16 protein-coding genes are annotated in these 16,030 nt (G+C 66.4%); 7 read left to right on the top strand and 9 right to left on the bottom strand.

Annotated features, from left to right (window positions below):
* The first annotated feature begins 41 nt into the window (after window positions 1-41).
* Window positions 42-530: a MaoC/PaaZ C-terminal domain-containing protein gene (locus tag AC3B6C_RS09170; RefSeq protein ID WP_488375779.1), complete on the top strand. Its 489-nt coding sequence runs from the start codon at window positions 42-44 to the stop codon at window positions 528-530.
* Window positions 531-612: 82 nt separating this feature from the next.
* On the opposite strand, the gene AC3B6C_RS09165 is transcribed toward AC3B6C_RS09170, so the two are convergent.
* From AC3B6C_RS09165 to AC3B6C_RS09150, 4 genes are all read right to left on the bottom strand, one after another.
* A complete protein-coding gene (locus tag AC3B6C_RS09165; protein ID WP_488375777.1) occupies window positions 613-1,221 on the bottom strand; it encodes a TetR/AcrR family transcriptional regulator in 609 nt (202 codons plus the stop codon).
* Between the two features lie 151 nt (window positions 1,222-1,372).
* Window positions 1,373-1,711, bottom strand: a complete 339-nt coding sequence (locus tag AC3B6C_RS09160; RefSeq protein WP_488375775.1) for an EthD domain-containing protein — start codon at window positions 1,709-1,711, stop codon at window positions 1,373-1,375.
* A 70-nt stretch (window positions 1,712-1,781) separates the two neighbouring features.
* Complete coding sequence (locus tag AC3B6C_RS09155) at window positions 1,782-3,311, bottom strand: class I adenylate-forming enzyme family protein (RefSeq protein WP_488375774.1); 1,530 nt, start codon at window positions 3,309-3,311, stop codon at window positions 1,782-1,784.
* 101 nt (window positions 3,312-3,412) lie between these two features.
* On the bottom strand, window positions 3,413-4,255 hold the full coding sequence (locus AC3B6C_RS09150) for a mycofactocin-coupled SDR family oxidoreductase (RefSeq protein WP_488375773.1): 843 nt from the start codon (window positions 4,253-4,255) through the stop codon (window positions 3,413-3,415).
* 322 nt (window positions 4,256-4,577) lie between these two features.
* Between AC3B6C_RS09150 and AC3B6C_RS09145 the strand changes: the two genes are divergently transcribed.
* Genes AC3B6C_RS09145 through AC3B6C_RS09135 form a run of 3 tightly spaced genes read left to right on the top strand, consistent with a single transcriptional unit; the run spans window position 4,578 to window position 7,326 of the window.
* On the top strand, window positions 4,578-4,925 hold the full coding sequence (locus AC3B6C_RS09145) for a DUF485 domain-containing protein (RefSeq protein WP_488375772.1): 348 nt from the start codon (window positions 4,578-4,580) through the stop codon (window positions 4,923-4,925).
* A complete protein-coding gene (locus AC3B6C_RS09140; RefSeq protein ID WP_488375771.1) occupies window positions 4,918-6,504 on the top strand; it encodes a solute symporter family protein in 1,587 nt (528 codons plus the stop codon). Before AC3B6C_RS09145 ends, AC3B6C_RS09140 begins: the two co-directional genes overlap by 8 nt.
* Window positions 6,505-6,531: 27 nt before the next feature.
* On the top strand, window positions 6,532-7,326 hold the full coding sequence (locus AC3B6C_RS09135) for an SDR family NAD(P)-dependent oxidoreductase (RefSeq protein WP_488375770.1): 795 nt from the start codon (window positions 6,532-6,534) through the stop codon (window positions 7,324-7,326).
* Window positions 7,327-7,392: 66 nt separating this feature from the next.
* Here AC3B6C_RS09135 and AC3B6C_RS09130 read toward each other — a convergent pair whose 3' ends face one another.
* From AC3B6C_RS09130 to AC3B6C_RS09120, 3 genes are read right to left on the bottom strand one after another with little or no spacing between them, the layout of a single operon-like run.
* The gene (locus AC3B6C_RS09130) at window positions 7,393-8,127 is read right to left on the bottom strand and encodes an SDR family NAD(P)-dependent oxidoreductase (protein WP_488375769.1); all 735 of its coding nucleotides are present in this window, start codon (window positions 8,125-8,127) and stop codon (window positions 7,393-7,395) included.
* Window positions 8,127-9,938 (bottom strand): acetyl/propionyl/methylcrotonyl-CoA carboxylase subunit alpha, encoded by a 1,812-nt coding sequence (locus AC3B6C_RS09125; RefSeq protein WP_488375768.1) that lies wholly within the window; start codon window positions 9,936-9,938, stop codon window positions 8,127-8,129. The genes AC3B6C_RS09130 and AC3B6C_RS09125 overlap by 1 nt, the downstream gene beginning before the upstream one ends.
* Window positions 9,938-10,789 carry a fumarylacetoacetate hydrolase family protein gene (locus AC3B6C_RS09120; protein ID WP_488375766.1) on the bottom strand — a complete coding sequence of 284 codons (852 nt, stop codon included), beginning with the start codon at window positions 10,787-10,789 and terminating at the stop codon, window positions 9,938-9,940. The genes AC3B6C_RS09125 and AC3B6C_RS09120 overlap by 1 nt, the downstream gene beginning before the upstream one ends.
* Before the next feature lie 119 nt (window positions 10,790-10,908).
* Between AC3B6C_RS09120 and AC3B6C_RS09115 the strand changes: the two genes are divergently transcribed.
* The 3 genes from AC3B6C_RS09115 (at window position 10,909) to AC3B6C_RS09105 (ending at window position 13,233) form a co-directional block, all read left to right on the top strand.
* Window positions 10,909-11,808, top strand: coding sequence for an acyl-CoA thioesterase (locus AC3B6C_RS09115; RefSeq protein WP_488375765.1), 900 nt, complete (start codon window positions 10,909-10,911; stop codon window positions 11,806-11,808).
* A gap of 93 nt (window positions 11,809-11,901) precedes the next feature.
* Complete coding sequence (locus AC3B6C_RS09110) at window positions 11,902-12,327, top strand: cupin domain-containing protein (RefSeq protein ID WP_488375764.1); 426 nt, start codon at window positions 11,902-11,904, stop codon at window positions 12,325-12,327.
* A 33-nt stretch (window positions 12,328-12,360) separates the two neighbouring features.
* Window positions 12,361-13,233: a mycofactocin-coupled SDR family oxidoreductase gene (locus AC3B6C_RS09105; RefSeq protein WP_488375763.1), complete on the top strand. Its 873-nt coding sequence runs from the start codon at window positions 12,361-12,363 to the stop codon at window positions 13,231-13,233.
* Window positions 13,234-13,296: 63 nt separating this feature from the next.
* On the opposite strand, the gene AC3B6C_RS09100 is transcribed toward AC3B6C_RS09105, so the two are convergent.
* Window positions 13,297-14,757, bottom strand: a complete 1,461-nt coding sequence (locus AC3B6C_RS09100) for an aldehyde dehydrogenase family protein (RefSeq protein WP_488375761.1) — start codon at window positions 14,755-14,757, stop codon at window positions 13,297-13,299.
* A gap of 71 nt (window positions 14,758-14,828) precedes the next feature.
* A complete protein-coding gene (locus AC3B6C_RS09095; RefSeq protein ID WP_488375760.1) occupies window positions 14,829-16,004 on the bottom strand; it encodes an acyl-CoA dehydrogenase family protein in 1,176 nt (391 codons plus the stop codon).
* Window positions 16,005-16,030: the final 26 nt, after the last annotated feature.

The raw sequence follows: 16,030 nt of genomic DNA, 5'->3' as shown, positions 1-16,030 counted from the left end.
GTTAACACGAGTTCGCATTTCACCGCTAGAAGGAGATTCCAATGACCTCGACGAACATCCGCAGTGCCGAGCGCATCGGTGTCCCCGACCACCGGTGGGAGGATCTCGAACCCGGCGTCGTGCTGTGCAGTGCGGGGATGACGATTACCGACGCACATCTGGTCAACTGGGCCGGATTGACCTGCGACATCGTCTCGCTGCACCTCGACGAGCAGTACGCCGCGAAAACACAGTTCGGACAACGGATCGCACACGGTCCGTTCACTCTGTCCATCGCCCTCGGCCTCATGACGCAGACCGGGTACTTCTCCAACGTGGTCGCCTGGCTGGGCCTCGACGAGGTCAGGGCTGCGCAACCGGTCCTGATCGGAGACACCATCCGGGCGCAGGCCGAACTCGTCACCGCGCGCCCGACGAAGAAGGCGGACCGCGGCATCTGGTCATTCGACTACACGGTGCTCAACCAGCGCGACGAGCCGGTGATGACCTTCCGCAGCTCGTTCATGATCTGGCGGCACGCCTCCGCATGACCGCCACGACGAGCAACCGGCCCCCGATCGACTCGATCGGGGGCCGGTCGCGCATCGAGGTCGGACCAGCCGACGCATACGCTTAGGACCCGGGGATGCCGAGTTCTCGGATCGCCAGCTCGATGTAGGTGTCGACAAGTTTGTCGAGGCTCTTCGGCCCCGAGGGGCGGTACCACGACGACACGTGGGCGCCCTGTGCCAGCACCGAATACGCCTGGATCTTCGGATCGAGGACGTCGGCGCCGGTCTCCGCCACCACCTTCTTCACCAGGCGGATGAAGAGATTCTCGTACTCCGCGCGCTTGGTCAGCACCTTGTTGCGGTTGTCGTCGTTGAGGGAGCGAAGCTCGGAATTGCCGATGAAGACCTGCTGGGCGTGCTCGGCGTGGTACCGGATATGGCAGCCGACGGCAGCCCGGTACCTGTCGACGGCATCACCGCCGGCCGCGTCGACCGCGTCATGTACCGCGTCGAGCAACTCGTCCATCACCGAGATCATAATGTCGGCGAGGAGGTCCTCCTTGCCGTCGATGTGGTTGTACAGGCTGCCGACCTGGAGATCCACCTCGGCGGCCACCCCACGCAACGACGTGGCCTCGTAACCATGTTCAAAGAACAGTTTGACGGCCGCGTCTCTGATGGCCGCGCGGGTACGGGCACCACCGGTGGTGAGGCGGGTAGCGCGAGGCATACAACCCTCCGCAATCTGTGTCTGGTGTCTCGTGATCAGGGAAATTACAAACTATCGTACGTTGCTTTCAGTTGCCGTCTCGACGGCGCGGCGGCGCCACTCGACCCGTCGTACCGGACCGAATGACACCGCCGCGGCTGAGATCGACAGATCACTCGCGGTCGACGACCACGTGATCCTCGAGGACCACGACGCTGTTGACGTCCAGGAAGTTCTCGACGTCGTCGAGCGCCTTCTGGCCTTGCGGCGAGGCCCATGCGGCGTCCATCACCTCGGCGCTCTCGTAGTCGAGGATGACCAGGCCGTCGAGCCCGAAGGCGTTGTCGGGCTCGTCCGCTCCGCCCTGCGGGACGATGTGACGCTGCACGTAGCGCACGACGCCCGGGATCTCGGCGGCCAGCGGCGCATGGACCTCGCGCCAGTACTTGTCGAATTCGGCGAACGACATGCCCTTCTTGCGCTTCAAGAGCGCGACGGTTCGAAGTGTCATCAACAGACCTCTCTGTGTGTTCAACTCTCGGATGACGCGGCTTGACCGCCGCCGTCTGACGCGGGCCGGTTCACCAGCCCATTGCACTGCGAATCCGGGTCTTGACGATCTTCCCGCTGGGATTCACGGGCAGGTCCTCGGAGCCCACCAGCTTGATCACCTTGGGCACCTTGTATCCCGCCAGATGGTTGCGCAGGAACGCGCTGAGGTCCGCCTCGGTCACCGTGACGCCGGAACGCACCGCGATCACCGCACGGACTTCTTCGTCCCACTGAAGACTCGGCACACCGATGACCGCTGCCTCCATCACCGCGGGATGGGTGTGCAGCAGCTGTTCGATCTCGGATGAGTAGACGTTCTCGCCGCCGGTCTTGATCATGTCCTTGGCACGGTCCCGGAAGTACAGGTACCCGGCCTCATCCCGCTCGGCGAGGTCGCCGGTACGAAGCCAACCGTCACCGTCGAGCACCTCCGCGGTGGCCTCGGGGCGACCGTAGTAACCGGTCATCACGCCGGGCCCACGCACACAGATCTCACCGATCTCACCGACCGGCACCGGTGTCGACGAGAAGAGATCCCGCAGTTCGACTTCGGCCAGCAGGTACTCCTTGCCGATCGACCCGTCGATGTCGGATCGCATCATGTCGGCCGGGAGGAGCCGGGTCACCATCGGTCCCGCCTCGGTGAGGCCGTACCGGAAGTACAGGTCGACACCGGGGATGAGGTCGGACACGGCCTGCTTGTCCGGGAGTCGGAGCAGTCCGGCCCCGGAATGCAGCGCCCGGAACGTCTCGCGGAACCCGTCGCGATCGAATGCACCGGCGTTGAGCATCCGTCGGATCATGTTGGGCACCAGGAACATGTTCGTGATGGACTCACGTTCGACGAGTTCGGCGACGCGCTCCTCGTCGAACTTTTGCACCAGGTAGCAGCCGTTGCCCGTGATGTAATGCGGGACAACCCAACACAGCAGTGCTGCGGAATGGAACAGCGGCGTCGTGACGAGTCCCCGGTCGTTGGGCCGGGCGCCGATCCCGCAGTCGGAGATCTCGTTGATCGCATTGGTCAGGACGGCGCGATGCGACAACACGACCCCCTTGGAGAAACCCGTCGTCCCGCCCGTGAAGAGGATGCACGCAGCGTCCTCGGCGGCCACCGACTGCTGGTCGAGTCGCTCGGCAGTCGGCAGCTGAGCGTCGATCTCGTTCTGCGCCAGAATCGTCAGCGGCCGCTCGATGTCCGAGCTCGCGGTGGCGCGGTCCAGCGCGTCGGCGAAATTGTCCGCCACCAGGATGACGGACGCACCGGTCTCGTTGATGCCGTGCACGAGTTCGCCCTCGGCCCAGCGCCAGTTGTACGGAACATACGCGGCGCCGGCGGCGACGATGCCCAACATGGTCTCGACACCGAAGATCCCATTGTCGGCCAGGACGCCGACGGTGTGACCCGGCTCGACGCCGCGCGACCGCAGGATGCCCGCCAGACGGAAGGCGCGGTCGGCGAGCTCACCGTGGGTGACACGGCCGTTGTCATCGGCCAGCGCCTCCGCGCCGGGGTTCAATCGTTCGTTGCGACGGATCGCATCGACGAGAGTGAACATCTCAATTCTCCTCATTCAAGGTCGTCAGCATGTGCTCAGCGGCGGCCCGGAGCGACGTGGAACCGTCCGTCGCGCAGGATGTCTACGCGACGGACGGAGGTCTAGCCGCCGACTTTCTGACTGGCACCGGCGTCGATGGGCAGGTTCACACCGGTGACGTACCGAGAGTCGTCGGTCGCCAGGTACACCACCGCGCGGGTGACATCGATCGGCTCCACGTAGGGCAGGTCGGCGAGTGAGTGCATGGTGGCGAAGGCCGGCTTGGCGTCCTCGACGGTGGGTGCGTCGAGATCGGGCCGGAACAGTTTGTAGAAGGTGTCGTTCTGCAGAAGGGCGGTGTTGACGTTCGTCGGCGACACGGCGTTGACGCGAATCCCCTTCGGTCCGAGCTCATTGGCGAGGGTGTGCATCAACCCGATGATGCCGTGCTTGGCGGTCACGTAGTGACCGACGTTGGGGTAGCCGCCGAGGCTCGAGGTACTTCCGGTGAAGATGACCGACCCGCCTTCGCCGCGACGGACCATGTCGGGAACCGCGGCCTTGACCGTGTGCCACACTCCGGTGAGGTTGATGTCGATCATGTCGCGCCACTGGTCCTGGGTGAGTTCGAGGACCGTGCCGGCCGAAATGACGCCGGCGTTCGCGCACACGATGTCGATCCGCCCGAGTTCGGCGATGCCACGCTCGGCCGCCTCGACCATCTGGTCCAGATCACGGACATCGGCTTCGGCGGTGACGACGCGACGACCGAGCGCCTCGACCTGACGGGCCGTCTCGGTGAGGTCCTCGGGAGAGGCCATCGCGTAAGGAATACTGTCGACCTGTTTGGCGATGTCGACCGCGATGATATCGGCGCCCTCCCGCGCCAGTCCGAGAGCATGCGAACGTCCCTGTCCGCGTGCAGCTCCGGTGATGAAGGCGACTTTGCCGTCCAGCTTGCCCATCTTCTCTCTCCTCTGATCTCCGATGACCCGCCGCCGTGGACGCCCTTTCGAGCGAAACTAGCGTACGTTCGTTTTCAGTGTGAGTCAGCTTACATACTCCTGTCAACCCTGATCCACCACCCCGTGGGGGCATCGTGCGCCGTAGCGTGCCCCGCCCCGGGAAGGAGTCGCGGTCGACAGTGTCCGGCAAGCGTGACAAACAAACGCCCGTTCGTTAATGTGGCCTTCGCTACACCACTGACCGACTGTGTACCACGTCGCTCCGATGACGCTGTTGGCACAACAAGGCACATATCGACGACGTTGAGAGAGGTGACGACCCATGTCAGTCGACAACGAGAGAGCAGAGTGGACCAGACTCTGGAATGCGCCGGAGATGCTCGCGCTCAGAAAGGACAGGCGGAGCTTCTTCCTGGTGGCCTGGACACTGTTCGGCATCGCATTCGGCGCCCTCCTGGGCTTCGCGGCCTTCGCGCCCTCCGTGATCGCGGCCCGTCCGGCCTCCGGACTGAGCGTCGGTCTGATCCTCGGCCTCGGGTACGTCGTCGTCGTCATGTCGCTGGGCGCGTGGTACGTGCGGCGCGCACGTCGCTGGGACCTGCTCGCCGCGGCCGCTCTCGAGGCCGACAACCGCCGCACCCAATCGCCCGAGGGAGTCGACCATGCGTGACGGATTCAACACCACGGCAGTCATCGTCAGCGTCCTCCTGCTGTCGGTGACCTTCATCGCGACCTACTACGCCGCGCGCCGGACCCGGACCTCGGCCGAGTTCTGGACCGCGGGCGGCACCATGACGGGCCGCAAGAACGGCATCGCGATCGCCGGCGACTTCCTGTCCTCGGCGTCCCTCCTCGGATACGCGGGGCTGGCATACCTGTACGGGATGGACGGCATCGTCTACGCCGTCTTTGCATGCGGCATCTTCCTGCTCGTCCTCTTCCTCATCGCGGAGAAGTTGCGCAACCTCGGACGATTCACGTTCGCCGACGCGCTGGCAACACGACTCCGGTCACGTCCGGTGCGGATCGTGTCCGCGATCTCGACACTGTTCATCTGCATCTTCTACCTGCTCGCCCAGATGGTTGCAGGCGGCGTCCTCATGGAAGCCCTTGCGGGGATCGACTTCTCGTGGGGCGTGGCGATCGCGGCGGTGCTCATGCTCTGCTACGTCCTGTTCGGCGGGATGCTCGCCACGACGTGGCTACAGATCATCAAGGCGCTCGCCCTCATGTCCGTCGTCGGACTGCTCGTGATCCTCGTCCTCATCCGGATCGATCCCAACCCACTTGACATCGTCGAGCAGGCCGTGTCCCAGAGTTCCTACGGCAGTGAATATCTAAGCACCGGGAACTCGTTCGACGGATCGTGGAACATCGTGTCCATGGCCGTGGCGGTGACCCTGTCGGCGGTGGGTCTGCCACACGTCCTCATGCGCTTCTTCACGGTGCCCGACGCCGTGCAGGCACGACGCTCCGCGATCTGGGCCATCAGCCTCATCGGCGGGTTCAATGTCCTGATCGCGTTCCTGGGCATCTCCGCCCGGGCCGCGCTCGGGACCGGCGGCGAGGAGGTCGCGGGCAAGGGCGGCAACCTGGCCCTGCCGGCTCTGACGGTGTGGCTCGGCGGCGGGGAGGGTTTCGCCTCCGACCTGCTGCTCGCGCTGGTCGTCGCGGTGTCCATCGCCACGCTGCTCGCCGTCTCGGCCGGTCTGGTGCTGAGCGCCTCGAGCGCAGTCGCACACGACCTGTGGTCGCAGACATTCCAGCGTCCAGAACGGGAGGAGATCACGGTCGGACGTATCGCGGCCGTGTCGCTGGTCGTCATCACCGTGGGCGTGTCGCTGGTCATCGGTGGTACGCAGAACGTGACGTTCCTGGCCACACTCGCCACCGCAACCGCGGCGAGCGCCAACTTTCCGGTGCTGATCCTCACCCTCCTGTGGCGGCGCATGCGCACGCTCGGTGCGGTCATCGGGGCCCTGTCCGGTCTCATCACCTCGCTGGTCCTCATCGTGCTCGGCCCGCTGGTCTGGCCGAGCCTGGCGCCGCTGATCTCGGACGGCCTCTCGACCGAGGCGCCGTTCCCACTCGCGTTCCCCATCCTGTTCTCGGTGCCGGCCGGCTTCCTCGGTTGTGTGATCGGCAGCTATCTCAGCAAGGACGGACCCGACGATGCGGCCTTCGACGAACTCCAGGTTCGCGCGCTGACCGGCAAGGGCCTCGACCGGTCCGACGTCCTGCACCACTGACCCGACGGCGCCGGAAGGACCGAGCCGATGACAACCGACAAAAGCGAACAGACACAGGCGTATTCGATGGGAACGGCGTCAGCAGCCCGCACCACCCCACGTGGGGTGGTCACCGGCGCCGGGGCCGGCATCGGCCGGGCCTGTGTCGACCAACTGGTGAGAGCCGGCGCTCTGGTCGACGCCTGGGATCGTGATGCCGACGTCGTGGCGGGGTTCGACGGGGTGTCCGACGTCGTCGGCCGGGTCGTCGACGTCACCGACGCCGACAGCATCCACCGCGCTGCCGAGGCTGCCGTTCGGCGCATGGGCACCGAGATCGACTTCGTCGTCAACTGCGCCGGCACATTCCTCGTCGGACCGCTGGCCGAGGTACCGCTCACATCGGTACGGGCGCTCTTCGAGGTCAATGTGATCGGCACGACGGCTGTGACCCAGGCTTTGTTGCCGAACTTGATCTCCGCCCGGGGCTCGATCGTCAACGTCGCCAGCTCGGTGGCGCTTCGTGCCGCGGCGAGCAACTCCCATTACGCCGCATCGAAGGCCGCCGTCGCCCACCTCACCCGTTGCTGGGCCGCCGAACTCGGCCCGTCCGGGGTGCGCGTCAACGCCGTGGCGCCCGGGCCGACGGCCACGTCGATCTATCGGGCGGCCGGGATGTCCGCCGACGACGAGAACGCACTGCTGCGCGACCGTGCCGCTTCGATACCCCTACGGAGGACGGGTGAACCCGTCGACACCGCTCGCTGGATCACCCGGCTCGCGTTGGAGGACAACTGGACAACCGGCGCCGTGATACCGGTGGACGGGGGTATGTCCCTGTGAACCGCCACCCCCACGCCGAACGCCGGCGGACCGGTCTCCCGGCCGCCGGCATTATGGTCTGATCAATCAGTTCGTGTAGCTGAAGACCGCGGTGGCACCACCGTCGATCGTCAGCGTGACCCCGTTGATCCCCCGTGCCTCCATGCTCGCGAGGAAGGCGATCGTCGCGGCGACGTCGTCGGGTGAGACGATCCGCCCCGCAGGGGTTTTGGCGATCATGCTGCGCTCGTTCGCGATGTCCACCATCGGCGTGCGCATGGCACCCGGAGCGACCGCGTTCACGGTCGTCTCGGTCCCCCAGAACTCGAAGAGCAGCGAACGGGTGAGACTGGACAGAGCCGCCTTGGATGCGGCGTATGCGGCCAGCGGATAGCCGATCTGCGCGCTGATCGACGAACAGTTGACGACGCGGCCGTGCTCGGCCGATCGCAGGTCGTCCAAGAATGCCTTCGCCAGCAGGAACGGTGCAGTGACGTTGACATCGAAGGTCCTACCCCAGTCGGCGGCACCGGTGTCGGCGACCGATCCCCGACGCAGGTATCCCGCGATGTTCAGGAGGTTGGACACGGCACCGACACGCTCGTGCACGTCCCCCACCAAACCCTCGATGGCAGCGGGGTCGGTCAGATCGCGGTCGAACGTGTGTACGTCGGCGGTCGTAGGGAGTTCGCCGATCGAGGCGTGCAGCGCGCCCGCGTCAACATCGACTGCGACGATGGTGTGGCCGAGGTCGACGAAACGTGCGACCACGGCCCGACCGAGCCCGCCGGCAGCACCCGTCACCAAGGTGACGGGAGACATCAGGCGTCCTCGCTCGCCGCCGGTGTGATGACGACGAGTTCGTCTCCCGACGCGACGACGTCGCCGACCTTGATCCCGAGGGTCTCGACGACCCCGTCGACCGTTGCCCGCAACGGGTTCTGCATCTTCATCGCCTCGACGATGACGAGCACGTCACCGCTCGAAACCGTCTGTCCGACTTGGACGTTCACATCGGTGATCGTTCCCTGCATCGGGCTGACCATGCGGCCGCTCCCCGCCGCGCGTCGTGCGCCCTTCCGCTTGCTCCCGCCACCACCGGAACGACGGGGAGCCGATGCCGATGCCGCGGGCTGGCCCCCGGCAGACTGAATCGCGGTCTGACCGAAGAACGGGATGACGTACCGACGTTCGCCGACCCACACCTCGTCACGGGACGACTCCTCCTCGTCGGCGACGTCCTCGTCTTCGCCGGCCGCCCCCGTCGCCGCCGGCAACAGTGCCGCCAGATCGATGTCGCGTTCCAGCCAGTTCGTGTTGATGGTCGCCGCCCCGAAGTCGGGCTGGGCGAGTACCGCCAGGGCGGCGGGGGCGGTCGTCGGCACGCCGGTGATCGTCAGCTCCGACAACGCCTTCTGCATACGGTCGATCGCGTGTTCGCGGCTCGGCGCCCAGGCGATCAGCTTGCCGACCATGCTGTCGTAGTGCGCCGCCACCTCATCGCCGGAGCTGTAACCCGAGTCCCAGCGGACACCGGTGCGGTCGGGGGCCTGCACGACGGACAACGGTCCGGGCGCCGGCAGGAACAGGCCGCCGTCAACGTTCTCGGCATTGATGCGCACCTCGATGGCATGGCCGCGGGGCTGGATTCCGGACCCGGCGAAAGACAGGGGTTCGCCCGACGCGACGCGGAGCTGCTCGGCGATCAGATCGACTCCGAGCGTCTCCTCGGTGACCGGATGTTCCACCTGGATTCTGGTGTTCATCTCCAGGAAGTAGAACTTGTCGTCGGCGGCCTCGACCAGATACTCGACCGTGCCGGCACCGACGTAGTCGACCTCCTTGGCGAGACGGACCGACGCCTCGCCCATCGCGGTACGAAGCTCGTCGGAGAGTCCGGGAGCCGGCGCCTCCTCGACGAGCTTCTGGTGGCGTCGCTGGACCGAACAGTCGCGGTCGCCGAGCCACACGACGTTGCCGTGCTGGTCGGCGAAGACCTGGACCTCCACGTGGCGCGCATGCGACAGATACCGCTCGAGGTAGACATCGCCGCGGCCGAACGCCGCGGTGGCCTCGGTGCGGGCCGCGTCGAGCGCGGGCTTCGCCTGCGACGGATCGGCCACCGTGCGCATGCCGCGTCCGCCGCCGCCATAGGATGCCTTGATCGCAACGGGGTATCCGTGCTCGGCGCCGAACGCGGTGACGTCGTCGGCGGTGTGGATCGCGCCGTCGCTGCCGGGTACGCCCGGAACTTCCGCGCGTTGGGCGACCGCCCGGGCCGCGACCTTCTCGCCCATCACGGTGATGGCGGCGGGCGGCGGTCCGACCCAGATCAGACCCGCATCGATGACGGCCTGGGCGAAGTCGGCGTTCTCGGCGAGGAATCCGTAACCGGGGTGCACGGCTTCGGCTCCGGAGTCACGCGCCGCCGCGATGATCTTGTCGATGTCGAGGTAGGACTCGCCGGGGGCGACCCCACCGAGCGCCACCGCTTCGTCGGCCAGGCGGACGTGGCGCGCCCCGGCGTCGGGATCGGAATGCACGGCCACACTGGTCACGCCCAGTTCGCTGCATGTCCGGATGATCCGTACGGCGATCTCGCCGCGGTTGGCGATCAACAGTTTCTTCAGCATCACTTCGCTCCTTGCACGACCGACATGACCTCTCGGGCCACGCATTGATTGCTACAGGCACCCAGACCGGAGATCTCCGTCCGAACTGTCTGCCCCGGTTCGAGGAAGACCTGCGGGTCACGGCCGGCCCCGACCCCGGACGGGGTTCCGGTGAGTACGACGTCCCCCGGGAGGAGGGTCATCACCGTCGACAGATACGACACGAGTTCGGCAGGCCCGAACAACAGATCAGCGGTCGAGGACTGCTGGCGCACCTCGCCGTCGACAGTGCAGACGATCTCGAGGTCTGCGGCGTGGTCCACCTCGTCTGGCGAGACCAGCCACGGACCGACCGGTGTCGTGGCGTCGAAGGTCTTGCCCAGCAACCACTGTGACGTGCGCCGCTGCCAGTCACGGGCCGAGATGTCATTGGCCACGGTGTATCCCGCGATCGCCGCCCGGGCTTCGGGAACATCGGCACGATGCACGCGTTCGCCGATGACGAGCGCGAGTTCCGCCTCCCAGTCCCAGCGTCGGGAGTCCTCCCACAGCGCAATCGGGTCGGCTGCACCGACCAGCGCCGTGGAGAACTTGGAAAAGATGTTGGGCACGTCGGGCAGTTCGTGACCCATCTCGAGGATATGCGCGCGGTAGTTGTGCCCGACGCAGACGACCTTCCCGGGGTCTTCGACGACCGGGGCGAAGTCCAGCGTGGTTCCGCCCAGTACCGCTCCGTCGACGACGTCGCCGTCGAATCGGTCCGGGTTACGGTGCGCTCCGGCTTCGAGCGCCGCCCGCAGTGAGGAGAACGGCAACGTCCGCAGCGCTCCGTCGGTGTCCGCAACGACGCGCGACCCCTGGGGCGTCCGCACTGTCGACAACCTCATCGTCATCCCATCTAGTAAAAACAAGCGTTCGTTTGTAATCTACGTCTCGGGGTGGGTCACGTCAACCGTGTCGGCCGTGCAATCCCCGACGGAAAGGAACCGGAGTGTCTCCGAACTTGTTTGCCGAGCTGCTGGACGTCCTCGCGGTGCAACCGTGCGGCCCCGACACCTACCTCGGACCGGTCGCGCGACATCGGCTCCCGCGCGTCTTCGGAGGTCAGGTACTGGGTCAGGCAATCGTCTCCGCCGGGCATTCCGTGGGGCCCGCGCGGCGTCCGCACTCCCTGCACGCGTACTTCCTCCGCGGCGGGGACGCCCGCCTGCCGATCACCTACCGGGTGCGGCGAATCCGCGATGGCGGCACCCTGAGCACGCGAGGCGTCGACGCCTACCAGGGCGACGCCCACATCTTCACGATGATGACGTCGTTCGTGTCGGTGTCGGTGTCGACGCCTGACGCCCCGTCCGATTCCGTCGGTCCACTGGACCACCAGAGCGTTCACCCGCCGGCACATCCCGGTCCGGACGGCCTGCTTCGCCTGGACACGATGCTCGAGCCGGTGCTCGACAATCTGCCGTCGTGGTGGCGCGACGGGCAGCCCTTCGACATCCGGTTCACCGAACATCCGGCTGCTCTCGCGGAGGGACGGACAACAGCTCCGTCGCAGTATTTCTGGGCCCGGCCGGACACCGCGAACCCATCGAGCCAGGACCCGACGACGCGCTGCGCGCTCCTCGCGCACCTCTCCGACCTCACCCTCCTCGACCCGGCCCTGATGCCGCTCGGACGATCCTGGTACGGCGCCGGATTCACCGAAGGCGCAAGCGTGGACCACTCGATGTGGTTCCACACGATCCCGCCGATCGACGAATGGCTTTTCGCAGAACAACACTGCCCGGTCAGCGCCGGCTCCCGGCCGTTGTGCACGTCCCGCTTCTTCGACGCCGACGGCACCCTGGTCGCGTCGGCGACTCAGGAGGGAGTGCTCCGCACAACCGGATGACGAACCGGGGATAGGCCTCAGGGCCTATTGCGTCGATCACACAGCCAGACGTACAGTAGCGAGCGTACGTTCGTTTGTTAGAAGGGAAGCATCGTGGCCGCAACAGACAAGCCCGTCATCACCCGAAAGGGAGAGGAATACGCCGACACCGGGCAGTCCGGAGGCGCCGTCCGCGTGTCCGGCGTCAGCGTCCAGCACACGCCGGCGACGAAGATCTGGTACGGAAAGGTCTCCAACAAGCCGGGTTACCGCTCGTTCCCCCACCACCACGGCGAGGCCGAGACCGGCGGGTACGTCCTCAAGGGGCATGGCCGGATCTACTTCGGCGAGAACTACTCCGAGTACTACGACATGACCGAGGGCGACTTCGTCTTCGTGCCGCCGTTCATGCCGCACGTCGAGGCGAACATGAGCACCACCGAGGAACTCGTCTGGTTGACCGCCCGGACCCCGGAGAACATCGTCGTCAACCTCGACGACGTCGATGACTCGACGCTCGAGGGCTACCGGCGCGCATAGCGTCTCGGCGACATCGAATCGGAGGAACAGACCATGACCACAACTCGTGGAGAACACGAGCGCCCCTCACGCATGGCCGGCAAAGTCGCCCTGGTGACAGGAGCCGCTCGCGGACAGGGCCGTGCGCACGCTCTGGCGCTCGCCGCCGAGGGCGCCGACGTGATCATCACCGATCTCAAGGGGACGGTCGACACAGTCGGATACGACCTCGGCTCCGAGGCCGAGCTGTCCGAGGTGCACGCACAGATCAGCGACCTTGGAGTCCGCGTACACAGCGCCGCGGTCGACGTCCGCGACGCCGACGGCATGGTCGCGGCGGTCACGTCCGCGGTCGCCGAGCTCGGCCGCCTCGACGCGGTCGTTGCCAATGCGGGCATTCTCGGTGCGCCCGTGCCGAGTTGGGAGATGGCTCCCGACGAGTGGCGGACGATGATCGACATCAACCTGACCGGCGTCTGGACGACCTTCCGCGCGGCGATCCCTCACATGATCGCGGCCGGCAACGGCGGGTCGCTCGTCGGCATCAGCTCGATTGCAGGTCTGCGCGGCATCCCCAACGTCAGTCACTACGTTGCTGCCAAGCACGGCGTCGTCGGCTTGATCGGGTCGCTCGCGAACGAGCTCGCTCCCCACAACATCCGGGCGAATTCGATCCATCCGACCAACGTGCGGACGCCGATGATCGACAACCCGTTGGCGGCCAAGATCTTCCGTCCCGATCTGGAGAGCCCGACCCTCGACGACGGAATCGAGGTCCTCAAGCGGATCAACCTCCTCGACACGCCGTGGGTCGACATCGCCGACGTGACCGACGCCGTCGTCTGGCTGCTGTCCGACGAGTCCAAGCGGGTCACCGGAATCAACCTGCCGGTCGACGCGGGAATGCTTGCCAAGTACGGCGGCTGAGGCCGACACACACAGCGAGAAGGAGCCCGGCAGATTCTGCCGGGCTCCTTCTCTGTTGCGGTATCAGGCCATCGAGATCGTGATCGCCTTGCTCTGGAGGTAGCTGTCCAGGGCTTCGCCACCCATCTCCTTGCCCCAACCGGAATCCTTGAAGCCTCCGAACGGAAGCGCCGCGTCGAAGACGTTGTAGCAGTTCACCCAGACGGCACCGGCATTCACAGCTTCGGCGTAGCGGTGGGCGCGGCCGATGTTCGTCGTCCAGACACCCGCCGCGAGACCGAAGGTCGTGTTGTTGGCACGCCCGATCACCTCGGCCTCGTCGTCGAACGGCATCACCGAGACCACCGGCCCGAAAATCTCCTCGCGTGCGACGGTCATGGTGTCGGTGACACCTTTCAGCACCGTCGGTTCGAGGAAGTAGCCGGGCTCGCGCACGGTCGCGCCACCGGTGAGTACATCTGCGCCCTGCTCGAGTGCACCCTCGACGAACGACACCACCTTCGAACGCTGGCGTTCGGTGATCATCGGGCCGACCAGGGTGTCGCGCTGGGCGCTGTCGCCGATCGCGATGGTCGGGACGAAGTCGATGATGCGCTGCTGGACCTCGTCGACGATGGACCGCTGGACATAGAGGCGCGAGCCCGCAGTGCAGGCCTCCCCCTGGGCGTAGAGGACGGCACCCAGTGCGCCGGGCACTGCCAGGTCGAGGTCGGCGTCGTCGTAGATGACGACCGGCGACTTGCCGCCGAGTTCGAGGGTCATTTTGGTCAGGTTCGACGCGGCCGCGGAGACGATCGTCTTGCCGGTCTCCACCGACCCGGTGAATGCCACCTTGTCGACGAGCGGGTGACCGACGAGGGCGGCGCCGGCCTCGTGTCCGTTCCCGGTCACGACATTGACGACACCGTCCGGGAATCCGGCTTCGACGGCCAGTTCGGCGAGGCGGATGGGTGCCAGCGACGCCAGCTCGGCAGGTTTGAGCACGACGGTACATCCGGCGGCGAGCGCGGGTGCCAGCTTCCACGTGGCAGCGAGAGCAGCCCCGTTCCACGGGATGACCTGCGCCACCACCCCGACCGGCTGGCGGCGGGTGAAGGACAGGTAGTCGTTCGGTTGCTGCCGCGACAGTGGGATGGTCCGGCCTTCGAGTTTCGTTGCCCACCCGGCCATGTACCGGACGAGGTCGACCATGTTCGGCAGATCGACATCGCGGATGAACGCGAAGGGCTTGCCGCAGTCTCTCGTGTCGATCAGGGCGATCTCGTCCGCATTGGCCTCGATCAGGTCAGCGAACCGGAACATGATGCGGGCACGTTCTTCGTGGGGCATCCGGCGCCACGGCCCCGAATCGAACGCGCGCCGGGCCGCCTCGACCGCGAGGTCGACGTCGGCGGAGGTCGCAGCGGCCAGCTCGGCGAGCTTGTCGCCGGTCGACGGGTTGTGTGTGTCGAGCGTCGCCCCGTCGAGGGCGTCCACCCACTTTCCGTTGATGAGGAGTTGGTGGCGGCTCACACCGTTGGACATGGGGTTCTCCGTTTCTCTGGTGTCGTTCGAACTATAGACGAACGGTCGTTCATACAATTGTCTTTCCCGACTCAGAATGAGCGAGGCATCCCGAGGTGCCGCTCTCCGAGGAAGTTGCGCAGCATCTCGTTCGTGAGCGGCGCAAAGGTATAGAGCCGTGCATCGCGAAACAGGCGTTCCATTGGATATTCGGTGCTGAAACCGGCCCCTGCCATCACACGCATCCCCGAGTCGGTGGCGAAGACGGCCGCCTCGGACGCCGCGACCTTCGCCATCGCGCTGAGCGTGTCGGCGCGGCGCCCGGCCGCGGCGGCTTCGGCGGCCCGCGCGAGGAGCGCATCGGCGGCCTCGATCTGGATCGCACTGTCGACCAGGCGCGTCTGCAAGGCCTGAAACGAGGCGATGGGCCGCCCGAAGGCCACCCGCTCGGCAGCGTAGGACGTCGCCGTATCCAGCGCGCCGCGAGCGATGCCGAGCGCGACCGCGGCCGCGTTCAGGCGCTCGCCGTTCAGGGTGGACAGGACCTGACGGAAACCCTGCCCGACCGTCCCGAGCACAGCCTGAGCCGGCACCCGGACGTCGTCGAAGCCGACGAGACAGGTGTCGAGTCCGTGAATGGCGAAGGTGTCGAGTTCATCAACCTGCACGCCGGCGGCATCCGTCGGCACCACGAACATGGTGATGCCATCGATGCTGCTCACCGCCGCTTCTGCGGTTCGCGCCAGCACGATCATGTGGTCGGCGACCCGGGGCCCGGAGATCCAGGTCTTCGCTCCGCTGATCGTCCACGAACCATCCGGATGTTCGGTGGCCCGCGTGCGCATCGCGGCCGCGACATCGGTGCCGCCGTCGGGCTCGCTCAACGCGAACGACACCCGCCCGACCCCGTTTACGAGCGGGCCGAGGACGGTTCGGCGCTGTAGGTCATTGCCGAACTGGGTCAGCAGTCCGACCCCCATGTATTGGACGACGAGACACACCGCCATCGACGTCGGGCCCGAGCCCAGCTGCTCGAGTACCGCAGCCTCGAGTCGCGGGTCTGGCTGCTCGGTCGAATGTTCGTCGACCCCGAGCCCGATCAGACCCGCCGAACCCAGCGCGTCGTAGAGCTCCGCGTTGAAGACACGCTCACGGTCGAGTCGACCGGTGACGTCCGGCGGTGAATGCCGGGCAACGAGGTCGGCGACCAGACCTCGGACCGCTTCAGCCTCCGCATGCCCTGTCTCGGTTTCGACTGCCGCGCTCATGTTCTCCTCCGCTCGTTGTCCAGCTC

This window comes from Gordonia sp. 11cp (assembly GCF_057767225.1).
This window is presented reverse-complemented; position numbering and strand designations above follow the sequence as displayed.